Here is a 17,101-nt window from a genome sequence, read left to right on the forward strand (position 1 = left end):
CTACGTGAATCGGGCGTGCTTCACGGCACGAACGGATCAATCAGATGGCGCCGACCGAGCAGCATGGCGTCGGCCACGTGCTGAAGCGGGCGGACATCGACATCGCTCTCGCCGCTGGCGATCAGTTCGAGAAAGCGTGTGTACAGGCTTGGGTATTCGCGTTCGGGGCCGACGTCGATCTCAACGCCGTCGATGGTCAATTGCTTGCCGCCTTGTGCTAGCCGCAAGGTGCCGTCGCGCGTGGTCACGTCGATCTGCCATAGCTCGCCTGCGTCATGGCGCCAGTCGAATTCCGCCTGGATGGCCGTGCCGTGCGCATCGGTGAATGCCAGGTGGGCAGCAATCGGGGTCTGCTGATTGGCGGGCACCCACAGGTCGGCCGCCGTCAGAAAGAACGCATGCGGCAGCACGCGGGTCAGGATCGAAAGCGCGTTGATGCCCGGGTCAAACACGCCCAGACCGCCGGGTTCCCAGATCCACGCCTGGTTCGGGTGCCAGCGGCGCACATCTTCTTTCCACTGCACATCGACTGAGACGATGGCGCCGTTTGCAAGCCACTCGCGTGCGGCCTCGACACCGGGCGCATGGCGCGAGTGCCATGAGGTGAATAACGTGCTGCGATGCTCCCGTGCCAGTTCAGCCAGGATCGCAACTTCCGACACGCTGGCGCCCGGGGGCTTCTCCAGCATCACGTGCTTGCCGGCGGCGAGTGCCGCGCGGGCCTGCGTAAATCGCACCTGCGGCGGCGTGCACAGCGACACCGCCTGCAGTGCGGGTTCGTCTGCCAGCATGGCGTCGAGCGTCGTGTAGTGCGGCAGGCCGTCGACGCGTGAATGCGGGCTGGCACAGGCCGCGAGCTTGAACCCGGGCTGCGCGGCAAGCGCCGGCAGATGCTGATCGCGCGCGATCTTGCCAACGCCGACAATGCCGATCGAAACGGGGGTACGTTCACCGTGCATGGCTATCGCCCCCAGCGCAAGACCAGCGGATCGAGCCGCCGGGCAATGTCGATCAGGCCCCGGCGCGTGTCTGGGTGCATTGGCGGCAATGGATGGCGCGACGCCTCGCAGGCGATCACGCCGCCTTCCTTCATCAGTGCCTTGGCGGCCAGGATGCCGGCCTGCCGGTTCTCGTGGTTGATGAGCGGCAGCCAGCGTTGATACAGATCGAAGGCGAGATCGTGTTGCCCTTGCGCGTGCGCCTCGATGATCGGCCGAATGCCGTCGGGATATGCACCACCGGTCATGCTGCCCGTGGCGCCGGCATCCAGATCGGCGAGCAGCGTGATGGCTTCTTCACCGTCCCAGGGGCCTTCGATGGCGTCCCCGCCGAGGCGGATCAGCTCGCGCAGCTTGGCCGCCGCACCGGGCGTTTCGATCTTGAAGTAGGCCACTTGCTCGATCTCGCGGGCCACGCGCGCGAGGAGCGCCGCAGACAGCACCGTGCCGCTGGCCGGCGCATCCTGAATCATGATCGGAATGCCCACGGCATCCGACACGCGCGCAAAGAATTCGTAGATCTGCGCTTCGGGCACGCGGAAGGTGGCGCCGTGGTAGGGCGGCATCACCATCAGCATGGCGGCGCCCATGTCCTGCGCGCGGCGGCCGCGTTGCGCGCAGACCTGCGTGCTGTAGTGCGAGGTGGTGACAATCACGGGCACACGGCCAGCCACGTGTTCCAGCGCGGTGCGGGTGAGCACTTCGCGCTCGTCATCGGACAGCGAGAACTGTTCGGAAAAATTGGCCAGGATGCACAGGCCATCCGAGCCGGCATCGATCATGAAATCGATCGCGCGCTTCTGGCTCGGCAAATCGAGTTCGCCGGTTTCGGTGAAGGTGGTGGGCACCACCGGAAAGATGCCGCGATAGCGTGGTGCGTGCGCGGCGGGTTGAGCAATCGGCAAAGCCAGTCTCCTACGCGTGTGTCGATTCAGTGCGAGTGGCGCGGTACTGCGGCGCCACGGCAACCGACCAGGAAATCGAGGTCGCAGCCTTCGTCAGCCTGCAGCACGTGGTTGACGTACAGGCGCTGGTAGCCGCCGGCCTCGCCATGCGAACGCTGGGGCTGGTAGGCCGCCAGCCTGCGCGCGAGTTCTTCGGGGGCAATGTCCAGGTGGAGCGTGCCGGCCTCGCAGTCGAGTTCGATCCAATCGCCGTCCTGCACCGCGGCCAGCGGGCCGCCCGCCGCAGCTTCGGGCGCCACGTGCAGCACCACTGTCCCGTAGGCGGTCCCGCTCATGCGTGCGTCGGAAATGCGCACCATATCCTTCACACCCTGGCGCAGCAGCTTGGGCGGCAGGCCCATGTTGCCGACCTCGGCCATGCCCGGATATCCCTTGGGCCCGCAGTTCTTCATCACCAGCACGGAGCTGGCATCCACCTCCAGGGACTCGTCAACGATGCGTTCCTTGTAGTGCTCCAGGTTTTCGAATACGACTGCGCGGCCGCGATGCTTGAGCAGCTCTGGGCTCGCCGCAGATGGCTTGAGCACCGCGCCACGCGGCGCCAGATTGCCGCGCAACACGCGAATGCCGCCATCGTCGATCAGCGGGTTGGTGAGCGGGCGGATGACTTCGTCGTCGGTGATGGGCGCGTCCTTGACGTTGTCCCACAGCGTCCTGCCGTTGACGGTCAGCGCATCGGGATGCGGCAGCAGGTTCGCCTCGCCCAGGCGGCGCAGCACGGCGGGCAGGCCGCCCGCGTAGTAGAACTCCTCCATCAGGAAGCGGCCCGAGGGCATCAGGTCAACGATGGTCGGCGTGTCCCGGCCGATGCGCGACCAGTCTTCCAGCTCAAGCGGCACGCCAATGCGCCCGGCAATCGCCTTCAGGTGGATCACGGCGTTGGTCGAACCACCAATGGCTGCGTTGGCGCGGATGGCGTTTTCGAACGCGGCGCGCGTGAGGATCTTGGACAGCGTCAGCCCTTGCAGCGCCATCTCGACGATGCGGATGCCTGACATATGCGCCAGCACGTAGCGCCGCGCATCCACCGCCGGAATGGCCGCGTTATGCGGCAGCGATGTGCCGAGCGCTTCGGCCATACATGCCATGGTGGACGCCGTGCCCATCGTGTTGCACGTGCCGGCCGAACGCGACATCCCCGCTTCCGCCGACAGGAAGCGATGCAGGTCGATCTCCCCCGCCTTGAGCGATTCGTGCAGCTGCCACACCGCAGTACCGGAGCCGATGTTCTTGCCGTCGAGCTTGCCGTTGAGCATGGGCCCGCCCGTCACGACGATGGCCGGTACGTCGCAGCTTGCCGCGCCCATCAGCAGGGCCGGCGTGGTCTTGTCGCAGCCGGTGAGCAGCACCACCGCGTCGATCGGGTTGCCGCGAATCGCCTCTTCAACATCCATGGCCGCGAGGTTGCGCGTGAGCATGGCAGTCGGGCGCAGGTTCGATTCGCCGTTGGAGAACACCGGAAACTCCACCGGGAACCCGCCCGCCTCGTAAATGCCGCGCTTGACGTGTTCCGCCAGCTTGCGGAAATGCGCATTGCACGGCGTCAGTTCCGACCAGGTATTGCAGATGCCGATGATCGGGCGGCCGTCGAATTCGTGATCGGGGATGCCCTGGTTCTTCATCCAGCTTCGGTACATGAAGCCGTTCTTATCGGCGGTGCCGAACCATTGGGCCGAGCGCAGCTTGGGTTTCGATTCCGACATGGGTGCGTGTGTCACGGACGTGGAGGTCGAGGCGCGCGCGCATCGATCGGCTGCGTGGCACTTGCGGGCCGCGCGGCACGTCCGTTGTCTCCGGTGTGGTTGTGGTTTTTTGATCGGACCGAGTGTACGGAGCGCCCTGATATCCTTCCAATGAAATATTGGCCGTGACCGATATCCAATTTGATATCTCAAGGAAGACCCGATGTCGAACAGCCCCTGGTACGTCCGTGCGCGCCTGAAGACGCGACAACTGCTGCTGCTGATTGCCCTGGCCGAGGAGGGCAACATCCACCGGGCGGCCGCCGCGCTCAACATGACGCAGCCCGCCGCCTCCAAGCTGCTGCGCGAGCTGGAGGCCATGCTTGATGTGCAGCTGTTCGAGCGCATGCCGCGCGGCATGCGGCCCACGCGCTATGGCGATGCGCTGATCCGCCACGCGCGTGCGGTGGTCGGCAGCCTGGACCAGGCCCAGGAGGAAGTGCTCGGGCTCAAGGCCGGACACCTCGGGCACGTGGCGGTGGGCACGATCACGTCGCCGGGCGTGCGGCTGCTGCCGCCGGTGGTGGCGCAGATCACGCGCGAGCATCCGGGGCTGCGGGTGTCGCTGGAAATCGAAAGCAGCAATGTGTTGCTGGAGCGATTGGCGCAAGACAAGCTCGACCTCGTGGTCGGCCGCCTGTTTGCTGAGCACGACAAACTGCATCTGCGCTACGAGCCGCTGGCCGACGAGCCGGTGGTTGCGGTGGCGCGGCCGGGGCATCCCTTGCTGGCGGAACCATCGCTGACGCTGGCCGATGTGCAGCCGGCCACCTGGGTGGTGCCGCCCATCGGCAGCGTGCTGCGTCACCGGTTTGACCTGATGTTCCAGCGGGAGAGCCTGACAGCGCCGTCGAGCGTGGTGGAAACTTCAGCGCTGCTGTTCCTGACGCGCATCCTCGAGCAGAGCGACATGCTGGCCGTGATCGGCACCGACGTCGCGCAGTACTACGCGTCGTATCGGATGCTGGCGATTCTTCCGTTGCCGATGCCGTGCCAGATGGACGACTTCGGCATCATCACGCGCACGGACCGGTTGTTGTCTCCGGCGGCGCTGCATGTGGTGCAGGCGCTGCGCGACGCGGGCCGGACGGCCTACGGCGAGGGTTGACCGTCGGCGCAAAAAAAGCCCGCAATTGCGGGCTTTCTTCTGTGCGGCGATAAACGTTCAGGCCGCCGGCACTGCGCCTTGCGGCGTGAGGTGATTGACTGCTTCGGGCAGGCCTTCGGCGAGCTGGTTGGCGAGGTCGCCTTCGCTGATGCCGAAGTGGGCGGCCAGTTTCGATACCTCCTCCAGCGCACCCGTGCCACTCAGTGCCTGCGTAATCTGCTCGCCTGACACCGGTAGGTTCTGGCCATTGCCGATCCACGATTTGACCTGTTCGCCCAGACCGGCTTGCTCCAGGATCTGCTGCAGCGGCCCCAGGCCTCCGACGGCCGCCTGATCGGCATTGCCGTTGCCACCGCCCAGCAAACCGCCGAGCAGACCACCAAGGCCACCCGCTCCGCCTGCGCCGCCGAGCAGGCTGCCCAGTGCGCCGGCACCGCCTGCCGCACCCAGCAAGCCACCCAGCGAACCGAACAGGCCGCCGCCCTGATCTTCCTGCCCTTGCGGCGCGGCCGCATCGCCCGCGCCTTGCGACTTGTGCTTCATCGCCAGGTAAGCCAGCACGCCCACGGCAAGCAACACCTTCTTGTTGCCGAGCAAGGACGATTGCGCACCGCTGGCGTCATTGCCGCCGCCGAGAATCGAATCGAGTAGACCCATGATGAAGCTCCTTTGGTCAGTGGCGGGCATGGGGGAAAGGCCCGCCGGGGGGATCAAGCGGTCAGTGTTTCGTTGTCAGAACTTAGAACTCGCCGAGCACGGCGTGCAGCGCGGACACGGCAACAAGCGCCGCCGATTCCGTTCTGAGAATACGTCGCCCGAGTGTCAGCGGTAAGAAACCGGCAGCCTCGGCAAGCGCTTCTTCGTCGGGCGAAAGACCGCCTTCGGGGCCGATCAGCAGCACGATGCCGCTGCCTTCGATGCGCGTGCGCGACTGCACCGCCCATTGCGTAAGCGATTGCGTGCCGCGCGGTGACAGCAGCACGCGCGGCGCCTCGGTCGACGTGGCGGCGGCGAGCCATTCGCGCAGCGTGGCGACCGGTGCGACAACCGGCACGCGGGCTCGGCCACATTGCTCGCAGGCGGCCTGCACCAGTGACTGCCAGTGCTGCACGCGCTTGGCTGCACGCTCGCCGGAGAGGCGCACCACGGCGCGCTCGGTCTGCAGCGGAGCCACCGCATTCACGCCCAGTTCGATGGCCTTCTCGATCAGCCAATCCATCTTGTCGCCACCGGCAATGCCTTGCGCGAGCGTGATGGCGTAGCGGGCCTCTGTGTCGGGCTGTGTGGCATCCGCAAGGCTGGCGGTGGCATCGCGCTTGTTGATGGCGGCGAGCCGAGCACGGAATTCGTGGCCGGAGCCATCGAACAGGCAGACGTCATCGCCGACGGCCAGCCGCAGCACGTGGATGTGGCGTGTGACGGCCTCGGGCAGCGTGACGGTTGTGTTGGGGGCGAGCGGCGTATCGACGAAAAAACGGGGAAGCCCCATGACAGCAATCCTTGTGGTGAATCGGGTCAGGCGATCAGGCTGCCGCCGGGCGGCAGGCGAGGCCCCAGCGATAACCGTCGGGATCGCGCACGGCGGCGTAGCGCTCGCCCCAGAAGGCATCGTGCGGCGCCATGATGGACGTGGCGCCCTGGTCCAGCGCGTTCTGATACGCGGTGTCGACGTCGTTGCAATACAGGTGGAAGCTCTGCGGGCATTCAAAGCCCGCGGCGGCAGGGGCTTTGGCGGTGGAGCCGAAGACGCCTTCGGGCGCAAACATCAGCATGAGCTGGCCCTGGTAGGTCATCTCGACGTGGATCGGGCGGCCATGGTCGTGCATTTCATCCTGCACATCGAAACCGAACGCGTTGCGATAGAAGGCGATGGCGGCTGAGGCGTCGTGCACGGTCAGGTACGGGACAAGCCACGGGGTGTTGGCGGGGCGGGGGAAGCTCATGGCGGGCTCCTTCTTCGGCGCAATGCAGCCAGGGACGAGTAGTGTAGAGCGCCCGCCACGCCACAATCAAAAAGAAATCAAAACACCTCGCTTGCCGGGGGCTGGTTGCGTGCACGGCCGCCCCCGCGCGCGACTTCATCGACGAGCCACTGGCGGAACAATGCAAAGCCCGCGTGCTCGGCTGCCTGGTGTGGATGGATCAGGTAGTACGACAGGCGCAGCGAGGCTTCGGTCGCCAGCGGTCGCATCAGACGTCCGGCGGCGATGTCGTATTCGACAAGGATGCCCTGGCCGAGCGCCACGCCTTGGCCGTCAATAGCTGCCTGCAGCGCCATCAGGGCCTCAGAAAATGCCGGCCCGCGCGTGGCATCGATGTGGGGCACACCGACCTCGTCGAGCCATTGCCGCCACGTCGGATGGTGCGCGAGATGGCGGCCGCCGCGCTCGTGCAACAGCGTTTGCGTGGCGAGGTCCTGCGGCATGCGGATGGCCGCCTGCAGCGTGGCGTTGCAGACGGGAAAAAAATCGGTGGAGGTGAACCACTCGACGCGCAGGTTGGGCGCGTTGACTTGCCGGTCGTCGATGCACAGATCGAACTGGCCGTGATCTTGCACGTCGGCGGTCGAGACTTCGACGCGCACGTGCGGATGCTGGTTGAAGAAACGGTACAGCCGCGGCACCAGCCATTTGGCGCCGAAGGTTGGCGGCACGGCCACGCGCAGCGGCGCGTCGGCGGTGTCCATCAGTAGGTCGGTGGCTTGTTCGAGGGCACGCAGCGCGTCGCGCACGCGAGGCAGGTAGTTGTCGCCGGCGTCGGTCAACGAGAGCTGGTTGTTGCGGCGCGCAAAGAGCTTTTTGCCCAGATGATCTTCGAGCTGCTTGATCTGATGGCTGACGGCAGCGTTGGTCACGCAAAGCTCGTCCGCAGCCCGGCTGAAGCTCAAATGGCGGCCCGCAACTTCAAAGACGCGCAATGCATTAAGGGGAGGGAGGCGTCGTGCCATGCGTTCTCGTTAAGAAAAATTTAACGTACAACGAAGAATTTGTAGTTTGCCACGTTAAGGCCGCCCCGACTACAAATGCGCCTGGGGCCGGTGACGATGCTTGGTGTGTGCCTCCAGCGATCTCAAACCGCGCGACGCACCGGACCCCGCCTACAAAAACATTCAGGAGACGTCATGAATCGAACCACCGCTGTTCGCGGGATGCTGGCGTGCAGCCTTGCGCTCGCTGGCTGGACCGCTCCCGCCCTCGCACAAACCAACGTCACGCTGTACGGCCGCGTCGCCAGCGGCATCGATTACCAGAACAACGTCGCCCCCACCGCGACCTCCCCGGGCGGCAGCCTCTGGCGCGCCGCCGACAACCAGTGGGGGACCAGCATGTTCGGGTTCATGGGCAAGGAGGATCTGGGCGGTGGCCTGCAGGCGGTCTTCCGGCTGGAGTCCGGCTTTGGCGCGGCGCAAGGCAAAACCAACGGTGACGCGCTGTTTAATCGCCGTTCGTACGTCGGCCTGTCCAGCCCGACCTGGGGCACGTTGACGGCTGGCAAGAACCTCTTCATCAGCAACGACGTCTGGTTCCTGGACCCGACCGGCCAGCAGTTCATCGGCTCGGCCACGCTGGTGCGCGGGCGTAACTGGCCGGGCGCCAACAACGTCGTCGAATACCAAAGCCCGACCTGGGGCGGCTTCCAGATCGGCCTGCAGACCGGCCTGGGTGAACAACCCGGCTCGTTCACGAACAGCCGTCGCGATGGCGTGTCCGCCGTCTACACCGCCGGCCCGCTGGAAGTGCGCGCGATCTACGACGTGATCCGCGACGGCAACGGCAAGTTCAGCGACATCTTCAACTTCTCGAAGGAAGCGACGATCGGCGGCACGTACACCATCGGCAAGGCGAAGCTGTTTGCCGCGTATGAAAACCTGTCTGCACCGGATGCGGCAGCGGGCGCCCCGACCAAGGCCAATCATTACTGGCTGGGCATCAACTATGAAGTCACGCCGGCGTTGACGCTGATCGGCGCGGCCTATCGCGTCAACGTGAACCACGGTGGCGGTAACGCCAACCTGTTCATGGCGGGTGCCAACTACAACCTGTCCAAGCGCACGATGCTGTACGCGAGCGTGGGCACGGTGCAGAACAGCGCTACCGCCAACTTCTCGGTGGAAGCAACCAACAACAACCCGGCGCCGGGTAAGAACCAACTGGGTGCCTACACCGGTATCGTTCACTCGTTCTAAAAAACCGCTCATGATCCTGTTGCGCGCCCCGAACTCGACTGTGCGACGTTGCCGCTTCTCGACGACGTCTTCATGGACGGCGGCGCCTTCCAAGTCAACCACGGGCCGCTCGCTGCGGATCATGAAACGGTTTTAACCCAGGGCCCGTCCCACGTCACACCAAGCAATGCCACGCATGAACATCCTCACCATCGATACCGGTACCACCAACACACGCGTCACGGTCTGGCGCGATGACGTTGCGCTCTGCCAGGCTGCGCGCCAGGTTGGCGTGCGCGACACCGCCATCACCGGCAACCGGACGACGCTGCAGCGCGGCGTGCAGGACACCATTGAAGCTGCGCTGCAGAAGGCCGGTTTCGGCATGAGCCAGGTCGACTTGGTGCTGGCGTCCGGCATGATCACCTCCAACGTTGGCCTGCATGAAGTACCGCACCTGGTGGCGCCAGCCGGCCTGCGCGACCTGGCCGCGGGGATGGTGCAGGCGAGCATTCCCGAGGTGTGCCCCCAGCCAATCTGGTTTGTGCCGGGCGTGCGCAATCCGGTGGACAACCTCGGCCTGCACAACATCGAGTCGATGGACATGATGCGCGGCGAAGAAGTCGAGACCATGGGTTTGGTCGCTCGCCTTGGCATCACAGAGCCGGCGGTGATCGTGCTGCCGGGTTCGCACTCGAAGTTTGTGCATCTGGACGCGGATCAGCGCATCACCGGCTGTGTGACGACGCTGGCTGGCGAGCTGCTGCACGTGATCACGCACAACACCATCCTGGCCGACGCGCTCGACTCCGACTTTGCCACCGAGGTCGATTCGGAAATGTTGCTGTCCGGCGCGCGCAGCGCCAGCAGCATCGGACTGGGGCGCGCCTGTTTCATGGTGCGCACGCTGGGTCAGTTCACGATCTACGAGCGCAATGCGCGGGCCAACTTCCTGCTGGGCGCGGTGCTGGGCGCGGATCTGCTCACGCTCAAGAACAGCAGCGCGATCCGCATGAACCCCGGCACGCAGTTCGTCATCACCGGCAAGCCGCTGCTGCGCGAGGCGCTGGCCGTGCTGGTGTCGGACGACGATTTCTTCTCGGGCAAGGTCACCGTTACGAGCAGTGAACAGCAGGAACACCTGGCCGGCAGCGGCGCGATCGCCATCGCACGCGAACGCGGCCTGGTCAAAACCTTGAAGGTGGCGTAAGCCCGGCGCCCACGCCATCCCATCTTTCATCCAACGCAGAACAGATGCCGCAAAGACGGCATCGCAAGGAGACAACATGCAACAACAACGACGCGGGACATTCAAGGCCATTGCTGCCGCCACGCTGTTCGCCATGGCCGGCGGCCTTTCGGTGTTTGCCCATGCAGCCGATGACGTGAAGATCGGCTTCCTGGTCAAGCAGCCCGAAGAGCCGTGGTTCCAGGACGAATGGAAGTTCGCAGACCAGGCCGCCAAGGAAAAGGGCTTCAAGCTGGTGAAGATCGGCGTGCCCAGCGGCGGCGAAGTGCTGACGGCCATCGACAACCTGGGCGCGCAGCATGCGCAGGGTTTCGTGATCTGCGTGCCCGACGTGAAGCTCGGACCGGCAGTCGTGGCCAAGGCCAAGCAGAACAACCTCAAGCTGATGACGGTGGATGACCGCCTGGTCGACGGTGCTGGCAAGCCGATCGAATCCGTGCCGCACATGGGCATCTCGGCCACGAAGATCGGCGAACAGGTGGGCGATGCGATTGCGCAGGAGATGAAAAAGCGCGGCTGGAATCTGTCGGAAGTCGGTGCCATCCGTATTGCGTATGACCAACTGCCGACCGCCAAGGAGCGCACCGACGGCGCAGTCGCAGCGCTCACCAAAGCGGGCTTCCCGGCCGCGAACGTGCTGACCAGCCCGCAGGCCAAGACGGATACCGAAGCCGCGTTCAACGCCGCCAACATCACCCTGACCAAGAACCCGAAGTTCAAGCACTGGATTGCCTTCGGCCTGAATGACGAAGCCGTGCTGGGCGCAGTGCGTGCAGCGGAAGGCCACGGCGTGAAGCCGGCAGACATCATCGGTGTGGGCATCGGCGGCAGCCAGTCGGCGCTCAACGAGTTCTCCAAGCCCGAGAAGACCGGTTTCTTCGGCACCGTGCTGATCAGCCCGAAGCGCCACGGCTACGAAACCTCGATCAACATGTACGAGTGGATCAAGAACAACAAGGCACCGGACCCGCTTACCCTGACCAGCGGCCGCCTGATGACACGCGACAACGAGAAGCAAGTCCGCCAGGAAATGGGTTTGTGATCTTGCGGACAACGTTGTTGAAGGAGACTTGCCATGTCGGCGTTTCTTGAGTTTCGTGGCATCAGCAAGGTGTTTCCGGGTGTGCGGGCGCTGTCCGATGTGTCGTTTGGCATCGAATGCGGCCGCGTGCACGGCTTGCTGGGCGAGAACGGCGCGGGCAAGTCGACGCTGTTGAAGATCCTGGGCGGCGACTATCAGCCCGACGGAGGGCAGATCGTCGTCGAGGGCCAGCCGACGGCGTTCCCGACCACGCGGGCGGCGCTGGATGCCGGCATTGCCGTCATCCACCAGGAGCTGCAGACGGTGCCCGAACTGACGGTGATGGACAACCTGCTGCTCGGCCATTTGCCGGCCAGCGGCGGGTTCATCCGCCAGCGCGAGGCGATGGCCTGGACGCGCGAACAGCTCGGGCGCATCGGTGTCGATCTGGACCCGCGCGCCAAGCTGAAACACCTGTCGATCGGGCAGCGCCAGATGGTCGAGATCTGCAAGGCGATCCTGCGCGATGCGCGCGTGATTGCGCTGGACGAGCCGACAAGTTCGCTGTCGATCCGCGAGACCGACATCCTGTTCCGCCTCGTGAAAGACCTGCGCGCGCAGGGCCGTGCGCTGATCTACATCTCGCACCGGCTGGATGAGATTTTCGAGCTGTGCGACGGCTGCACGATCTTCCGCGACGGCCGCAAGGTGGCGGATTTCCCGTCGATGGCCAACGTCACGCGCGACGAGCTGGTCGCGCAGATGGTCGGCCGCCAGATCGACGATATCTTCGATTACCGCGCGCGCCCGCTGGGCGACGTGCGCTTGCAGGTGGATGGCCTGGTGGGCCCGAAGTTGGCCGAGCCGGCAAGCCTGTCCGTGCGCCGCGGCGAGATCGTCGGCCTGTTCGGGCTGGTGGGTGCGGGGCGATCGGAGCTGGCGCGATTGATCTACGGGGCCGATCGCAAGACGGCCGGGAGCATCACGCTCGACGGCGCGCCGATCCGCATCCGCGATGTGGCCGATGCCATCCGCCAAGGCATCGTCCTGTGCCCGGAAGACCGCAAGGAAGAGGGCATCATCGGCTGCCGCTCGGTGTCGGAAAACATCAACATCAGCTGCCGGCGCAACCAGCGTCGCTTCGGCCTGTTCGTCAATGACAAGCAGGAAGCGAAGACGGCTGACCACTACATCACGCGCCTGCGCATCAAGACGCCCAACCGCGAGCAGCCGATTCGCCTGCTGTCGGGCGGCAACCAGCAGAAGGCCATTCTGGCGCGCTGGCTGGCCGAAGACGACATGCGTGTGCTGATCATCGATGAGCCCACGCGCGGCATCGACGTCGGTGCCAAGAACGAGATCTACCAGGTGCTGTACGAGCTGGCCGAACGTGGCGTGGCCGTGCTGATGATTTCCAGCGAGTTGCCGGAAATCCTCGGTGTGGCCGACCGCGTGCTCGTGATGAGCGAAGGCCGCATCGCCGGCGAACTGCCGCGCGAGCAGGCCAATGAGCAGGCCGTGCTCAAGCTCGCCCTACGTCCCGAGTCAGGCCCTGAATCTGCGCCGCTGCCGTCTGCACCCATGCCGCCGCTGGCTGCCTGAGAACCCCGGAGTCCAAGATGTCCCAGTCTCAACCCCTGCAACATTCCGATGCGCTCGCCGCATCGGCACGCTCTGCCATGAACAAGACGCGCCTACTTCGCCTGCTGGACGATTTCAGCCTGCCGCTGATCTTCGCCATTCTGTTTGCCGCGCTGTCGTTCTCGGTCGAGTACTTCTTCTCGTGGCAGAACATGGTGGGCTTGGCGCTCTCCGTCTCGCAGATCGGCATGGTCGCCTGCACGATGATGTTCTGTCTGGCGTCGCGTGATTTCGACCTGTCGATCGGCTCCACGGTGGCGTTTGCCGGCGTGCTGTGCGCGATGATCATCAACGCCACCGGCAGCATCGCACTCGGCATCGGCGGCAGCCTGGTGGCGGGCGCGATCATCGGTGGCGTCAACGGTTTCGTGATCGCCAAGCTGAAGATCAACGCGCTGATCACCACGCTGGCCACGATGGAAATCGTACGCGGCCTCGCCTTCATTGCCTCGCACGGGCAGGCGGTGGGCGTGTCCGACATGGACTTCTTCGACCTGGGCAACACCATCGTCTTTGGCGTGCCGACGCCGGTGTGGGTGGCGGGGCTGTGCTTCGTGGTGTTTGGCGTGCTGCTCAACAAGACGATCTACGGCCGCAATACGCTGGCGATTGGCGGCAATCCGGAAGCGGCACGGCTGGCGGGCGTGAACGTCAACATGACGCGCATCGTCATCTTCCTCATCCAGGGCGTGGTTGCTGCGCTGGCGGGCGTGATTCTGGCGGCGCGCATCACCAGCGGCCAGCCGAATGCTGCGCAAGGCTTTGAGCTGAACGTGATCTCGGCGTGTGTGCTGGGCGGCGTGTCGCTGCTGGGCGGCCGCGCCACCATCAGCGGGGTGCTGGTCGGCGTGCTCATCATGGGCACCGTGCAGAACGCGATGAACCTGCTGAATATCGACGCGTTCTACCAGTACCTCGTGCGCGGCGCGATTCTGCTGGCAGCGGTGCTGGTCGACCAGTTGAAGAACCGCGGCGGCCGTGAGTGAGGCTGCGCAGATGACAACCGCAACCACGCTCTCCGATCTGCGGTGCACGCTGGGCGAAGGCATTGTCTGGGACGACGCCCAGCGCCTGCTCTGGTGGACGGACATCCAGGAATCGCTGCTGTGGCAGCACGATCCGGCGACGGGGCAGGAGCGCCAATGGCCGCTGCCGCAACGCGTGGGCTCTTTCGTGCTGACGGACGAACCCGGCGTGCTCATCCTGGGCCTTGCCAAGAACATCGCCCGTTTCGACACGCACACCGGCACGCTTACGCTGCTGGCCGAGGTTGAGCCCGACAACCCGACCACGCGCGTCAACGACGGCCGCGCCGATCGCTCCGGCAATTACGTCTTCGGCACCATGCACGAAGGCGGCCCCGAACCCACCGGCAGTTTTTATCGCTTCACGCCGATGGGTGCGCTGCAGCGTCTGGCGCTACCGCACATTGCCATCGCCAACAGCATTGCCTTCAGCCCCGACGGCGAGACCATGTATTGGTGCGATACGCACAGCCGCCGTATCCACGCGTGCGATTACGACGGGCAGACCGGCGAAGTCGCCAATATTCGCGTCTTCGCCGATCTGCGCGACCAGGATGCCGAGGGTGCCCACAAAGGCTCGCCCGATGGCTCCACCGTCGACGCAGACGGCTGCCTCTGGAACGCAGAGTGGGGCGGCAACCGCCTGACGCGCTACGCACCGGATGGGCGCGTGCTGGCGCGCATGTCCGTACCGGCATCGCAGCCCACGTGCCCCGCATTTGGCGGCGAGGCGCTCGACACGCTGTATCTGACGACGGCGCGCGACGGCTTGTCGTCGCACCGCCTGGCAGAAGACGTGAACGCCGGCGCGACGCTGCAGCTTGCCGTGCCCGACGTACGCGGATTGCCGGAGAGCCGTTTCGGCCATGCCTACGTTGCGGCTTGACAACGGCGTGCTACGCGCCGAGGTGCTGCCCGAGGCGGGAGCCGGATTGCTGCGTTTCGATCTGCTGCGAGACGGTGATGTTGCACCCATCTTCCGGCAGGGCGAGGCAGACGCTGCACTGCGCGATCCGAGAACGCTGGCCTGCTATCCGCTGGTGCCGTGGTCCAACCGCATTGGCGGCGGGCGCTTCGCGTTCCAGGGGCAGACCATCGAAGTGCCGCGCACGCGTGACGACGAACCGTATCCGCTGCATGGCCACGGCTGGCTGATGCCGTGGCATGCAGTGTCGCAAACAGATACGTCCGTTGAACTCGCCGTGATGGTCGACCACGGCCGCCCATTCCGCTATCTGGCGGTGCAGCGCTACACGCTGGCAGGCAACACGCTAGACATCGCGCTGACGGTGCGCAACGAAGGTGCGACGCTGCCATTCGGGCTTGGCGTGCATCCGTTCTTTCCGCGCACACCCGATGTTCGGTTGCGCGCTGGCGCAACGGCCATGTGGCAATCCGCGCCGGACTATCTGCCGACGGTCTTGCAGGCGCCATCTTCCGACGCAGATTTTCGAAAGCTCCGGAAGCTGGAGGCCAGCGCCGCCATCAATCACAGCTTCGAAGGCTGGGATGGCCGCGCCGAGATCGTCTGGCCCAGCCGCCGCATGTCCGTGCAGATTGCCGCCGACACGTCACGCTATGTGCTGTACACGCCGGTTGCGTACGACTTCTTCTGCTTCGAGCCGATCGACCACGCGATCAACGCGCACAACCTGCCGGGCTTGCCGCAAGACCACGGCCTGACCATTCTCGGCACCGGCCAGAGCCTGCAACGCAGCTATCAATTCACCGTGAATCAACCCGACGCATGACTGCTTCTCCGATGTCTTTTCCGCCGCGTCTCGCAGGCAAGGTCGCCCTGGTGACGGGCGCCACGCAAGGCATTGGCGGCGCGATTGCCAAGCTGTTCGCGCAACACGGCGCACGTGTGATCGTCAACGCGCTGGTGCGTGACGAGCGCGCCGAGGCCTTCGCCGCCGAAATTGGCAACAGCGTCGGCAGCGACGACAACATCCTCCTCGTACAAGCCGACGTGCGCGACCGTGCGCAGATCGACGCGATGGTCGCCGCAGGCGTCGAGCGCTTTGGCGGGATTGACGTGCTGGTCAACAACGCCGGCATCAACGTGTTTGCCGATCCCCTCAAGTTGAGCGAGGACGATTGGGCGCGTTGTCTTTCCGTCGATCTGGAAGGCGCGTGGCACTGCGCGCGCGCCGTGCTGCCGCACATGCTGGCGCGCGGCGCGGGCAGCATCGTCAACATTGCCTCGGTGCATGGGCACAAGATCATTCCGGGCGCGTTTCCGTATCCGGTGGCCAAGCATGGGCTGATCGGGCTCACGCGGGCGCTGGGCATTGAATATGCGGCGCGGGGTATCCGCGTGAATTCGATCTCGCCGGGGCTGATCCTTACGCCGATTGCCGAGGCCGGCTTTGCCGCCGCCCCCGATCCGCAAGCCGAACGCCGCCGCCAGGCTGAGCTGCTGCCGTGCAAGCGCATCGGCGAGCCCGAAGAGGTGGCCTACACCGCGCTGTTCCTCGCTTCCGACGAGGCGCGTTTCATCAACGCGACCGACATCCTGATCGATGGCGGGCGCTCGCAGCTCTATCACGAATGACCTGGACAACCCACCTTCCGCTGATCGCCATCCTGCGCGGCATCCGGCCCGACGAGGTGCTGGCGCACACGCAGGCGCTCGTCGATGCCGGTTTCGATGCCATCGAAATTCCGCTGAATTCGCCCGACTGGGCGCAAAGCGTGCAACTGGCCGCTCGCGCCTTCGGTGACCGCGCCCTGATCGGTGCAGGCACCGTGCTGCGCCCCGAAGACGTTGACCTGATGGTCGCGGCGGGCGGCAAGCTGGTCGTCACGCCCAACACGCATGCGCCGGTGATCCGCGCCGCCGCCCACGCCGGCCTCGTCACCTGCATTGGCTGCATGACCGCCACCGAAGCCTTTGCCGCGCTCGATGCGGGCGCGCAGGCACTGAAGATTTTCCCGGCCGGCGCGCTCGGCCCCGGCTATGTGCGCGCGCTCAAGGCCGTGCTGCCGCCCGAGGTGCCGGTATTTGCCGTGGGCAGCATCACGCCGGAGAACCTCGCCGATTACCTTGCCGCCGGCTGCATTGGCGCTGGCCTCGGCAGCGACCTGTATCGCCCAGGCCAGCCCGTCGAGCGCACCGCCGAACGCGCACGCGCCTTCGTCACCGCTTACCGCACCGCCCAATCTGTCCGCACCTGAACGCATC

17 protein-coding genes are annotated in these 17,101 nt (G+C 65.4%); 10 read left to right on the plus strand and 7 right to left on the minus strand.

Annotated features, from left to right (window positions below; genetic code table 11):
* Positions 1–20: 20 nt before the first annotated feature.
* From DOD19_RS01325 to DOD19_RS01335, 3 genes are read right to left on the minus strand one after another with little or no spacing between them, the layout of a single operon-like run.
* A complete protein-coding gene (locus DOD19_RS01325; RefSeq protein WP_112183654.1) occupies positions 21–959 on the minus strand; it encodes a Gfo/Idh/MocA family oxidoreductase in 939 nt (312 codons plus the stop codon).
* A 2-nt stretch (positions 960–961) separates the two neighbouring features.
* On the minus strand, positions 962–1,903 hold the full coding sequence (locus DOD19_RS01330; protein ID WP_112183656.1) for a dihydrodipicolinate synthase family protein: 942 nt from the start codon (positions 1,901–1,903) through the stop codon (positions 962–964).
* Positions 1,904–1,929: 26 nt separating this feature from the next.
* The gene (locus DOD19_RS01335; protein WP_024979105.1) at positions 1,930–3,666 is read right to left on the minus strand and encodes an IlvD/Edd family dehydratase; all 1,737 of its coding nucleotides are present in this window, start codon (positions 3,664–3,666) and stop codon (positions 1,930–1,932) included.
* Between the two features lie 202 nt (positions 3,667–3,868).
* On the opposite strand from DOD19_RS01335, the gene DOD19_RS01340 reads away from it, so the two are divergent.
* Positions 3,869–4,813, plus strand: coding sequence for a LysR family transcriptional regulator (locus DOD19_RS01340; RefSeq protein WP_112183658.1), 945 nt, complete (start codon positions 3,869–3,871; stop codon positions 4,811–4,813).
* 57 nt (positions 4,814–4,870) lie between these two features.
* On the opposite strand, the gene DOD19_RS01345 is transcribed toward DOD19_RS01340, so the two are convergent.
* The 4 genes from DOD19_RS01345 to gcvA form a co-directional block, all read right to left on the minus strand.
* Positions 4,871–5,470, minus strand: coding sequence for a YidB family protein (locus tag DOD19_RS01345; RefSeq protein WP_024979103.1), 600 nt, complete (start codon positions 5,468–5,470; stop codon positions 4,871–4,873).
* An 82-nt stretch (positions 5,471–5,552) separates the two neighbouring features.
* The gene (locus tag DOD19_RS01350) at positions 5,553–6,302 is read right to left on the minus strand and encodes a 16S rRNA (uracil(1498)-N(3))-methyltransferase (protein ID WP_112183660.1); all 750 of its coding nucleotides are present in this window, start codon (positions 6,300–6,302) and stop codon (positions 5,553–5,555) included.
* Between the two features lie 34 nt (positions 6,303–6,336).
* Positions 6,337–6,756 carry a glyoxalase/bleomycin resistance/extradiol dioxygenase family protein gene (locus tag DOD19_RS01355; RefSeq protein WP_024979101.1) on the minus strand — a complete coding sequence of 140 codons (420 nt, stop codon included), beginning with the start codon at positions 6,754–6,756 and terminating at the stop codon, positions 6,337–6,339.
* Between the two features lie 77 nt (positions 6,757–6,833).
* Positions 6,834–7,760: a transcriptional regulator GcvA gene (gene gcvA / locus DOD19_RS01360; protein WP_024979100.1), complete on the minus strand. Its 927-nt coding sequence runs from the start codon at positions 7,758–7,760 to the stop codon at positions 6,834–6,836.
* Between the two features lie 174 nt (positions 7,761–7,934).
* Between gcvA and DOD19_RS01365 the strand changes: the two genes are divergently transcribed.
* The 9 genes from DOD19_RS01365 (at position 7,935) to DOD19_RS01405 (ending at position 17,094) form a co-directional block, all read left to right on the plus strand.
* Positions 7,935–8,999, plus strand: coding sequence for a porin (locus tag DOD19_RS01365; RefSeq protein ID WP_024979099.1), 1,065 nt, complete (start codon positions 7,935–7,937; stop codon positions 8,997–8,999).
* A gap of 175 nt (positions 9,000–9,174) precedes the next feature.
* Complete coding sequence (locus DOD19_RS01370) at positions 9,175–10,188, plus strand: 2-dehydro-3-deoxygalactonokinase (protein ID WP_024979098.1); 1,014 nt, start codon at positions 9,175–9,177, stop codon at positions 10,186–10,188.
* Between the two features lie 133 nt (positions 10,189–10,321).
* Complete coding sequence (locus DOD19_RS01375; RefSeq protein WP_235193270.1) at positions 10,322–11,269, plus strand: arabinose ABC transporter substrate-binding protein; 948 nt, start codon at positions 10,322–10,324, stop codon at positions 11,267–11,269.
* A gap of 33 nt (positions 11,270–11,302) precedes the next feature.
* Positions 11,303–12,850 (plus strand): L-arabinose ABC transporter ATP-binding protein AraG, encoded by a 1,548-nt coding sequence (gene araG / locus DOD19_RS01380; protein WP_112183662.1) that lies wholly within the window; start codon positions 11,303–11,305, stop codon positions 12,848–12,850.
* 17 nt (positions 12,851–12,867) lie between these two features.
* Positions 12,868–13,875 carry an L-arabinose ABC transporter permease AraH gene (araH, locus tag DOD19_RS01385; protein ID WP_024979095.1) on the plus strand — a complete coding sequence of 336 codons (1,008 nt, stop codon included), beginning with the start codon at positions 12,868–12,870 and terminating at the stop codon, positions 13,873–13,875.
* A gap of 10 nt (positions 13,876–13,885) precedes the next feature.
* Positions 13,886–14,800, plus strand: a complete 915-nt coding sequence (locus tag DOD19_RS01390) for an SMP-30/gluconolactonase/LRE family protein (RefSeq protein WP_112183664.1) — start codon at positions 13,886–13,888, stop codon at positions 14,798–14,800.
* A complete protein-coding gene (locus tag DOD19_RS01395; RefSeq protein WP_112183666.1) occupies positions 14,781–15,665 on the plus strand; it encodes an aldose 1-epimerase in 885 nt (294 codons plus the stop codon). The genes DOD19_RS01390 and DOD19_RS01395 overlap by 20 nt, the downstream gene beginning before the upstream one ends.
* Positions 15,662–16,471, plus strand: coding sequence for an SDR family oxidoreductase (locus DOD19_RS01400; protein WP_024979092.1), 810 nt, complete (start codon positions 15,662–15,664; stop codon positions 16,469–16,471). The genes DOD19_RS01395 and DOD19_RS01400 overlap by 4 nt, the downstream gene beginning before the upstream one ends.
* On the plus strand, positions 16,468–17,094 hold the full coding sequence (locus DOD19_RS01405; RefSeq protein WP_024979091.1) for a 2-dehydro-3-deoxy-6-phosphogalactonate aldolase: 627 nt from the start codon (positions 16,468–16,470) through the stop codon (positions 17,092–17,094). The genes DOD19_RS01400 and DOD19_RS01405 overlap by 4 nt, the downstream gene beginning before the upstream one ends.
* The last annotated feature ends 7 nt before the right edge of the window (positions 17,095–17,101 follow it).

The organism is Ralstonia sp. GX3-BWBA (assembly GCF_003290055.1).
GTDB classification, from domain to species: domain Bacteria; phylum Pseudomonadota; class Gammaproteobacteria; order Burkholderiales; family Burkholderiaceae; genus Ralstonia; species Ralstonia holmesii.

Bases quoted from the DNA above. Each gene is read 5' to 3' on its own strand.
- gcvA (WP_024979100.1), bottom strand. From the start codon at position 7,760: ATGGCACGACGCCTCCCTCCCCTTAATGCATTGCGCGTCTTTGAAGTT.
- DOD19_RS01405 (WP_024979091.1), top strand. From the start codon at position 16,468: ATGACCTGGACAACCCACCTTCCGCTGATCGCCATCCTGCGCGGCATC.
- DOD19_RS01400 (WP_024979092.1), top strand. From the start codon at position 15,662: ATGACTGCTTCTCCGATGTCTTTTCCGCCGCGTCTCGCAGGCAAGGTC.
- DOD19_RS01390 (WP_112183664.1), top strand. From the start codon at position 13,886: ATGACAACCGCAACCACGCTCTCCGATCTGCGGTGCACGCTGGGCGAA.
- DOD19_RS01345 (WP_024979103.1), bottom strand. From the start codon at position 5,470: ATGGGTCTACTCGATTCGATTCTCGGCGGCGGCAATGACGCCAGCGGT.
- DOD19_RS01375 (WP_235193270.1), top strand. From the start codon at position 10,322: ATGGCCGGCGGCCTTTCGGTGTTTGCCCATGCAGCCGATGACGTGAAG.
- DOD19_RS01370 (WP_024979098.1), top strand. From the start codon at position 9,175: ATGAACATCCTCACCATCGATACCGGTACCACCAACACACGCGTCACG.
- DOD19_RS01355 (WP_024979101.1), bottom strand. From the start codon at position 6,756: ATGAGCTTCCCCCGCCCCGCCAACACCCCGTGGCTTGTCCCGTACCTG.
- araH (WP_024979095.1), top strand. From the start codon at position 12,868: ATGTCCCAGTCTCAACCCCTGCAACATTCCGATGCGCTCGCCGCATCG.
- DOD19_RS01340 (WP_112183658.1), top strand. From the start codon at position 3,869: ATGTCGAACAGCCCCTGGTACGTCCGTGCGCGCCTGAAGACGCGACAA.
- DOD19_RS01335 (WP_024979105.1), bottom strand. From the start codon at position 3,666: ATGTCGGAATCGAAACCCAAGCTGCGCTCGGCCCAATGGTTCGGCACC.
- DOD19_RS01395 (WP_112183666.1), top strand. From the start codon at position 14,781: ATGCCTACGTTGCGGCTTGACAACGGCGTGCTACGCGCCGAGGTGCTG.
- DOD19_RS01365 (WP_024979099.1), top strand. From the start codon at position 7,935: ATGAATCGAACCACCGCTGTTCGCGGGATGCTGGCGTGCAGCCTTGCG.
- DOD19_RS01325 (WP_112183654.1), bottom strand. From the start codon at position 959: ATGCACGGTGAACGTACCCCCGTTTCGATCGGCATTGTCGGCGTTGGC.
- DOD19_RS01350 (WP_112183660.1), bottom strand. From the start codon at position 6,302: ATGGGGCTTCCCCGTTTTTTCGTCGATACGCCGCTCGCCCCCAACACA.
- araG (WP_112183662.1), top strand. From the start codon at position 11,303: ATGTCGGCGTTTCTTGAGTTTCGTGGCATCAGCAAGGTGTTTCCGGGT.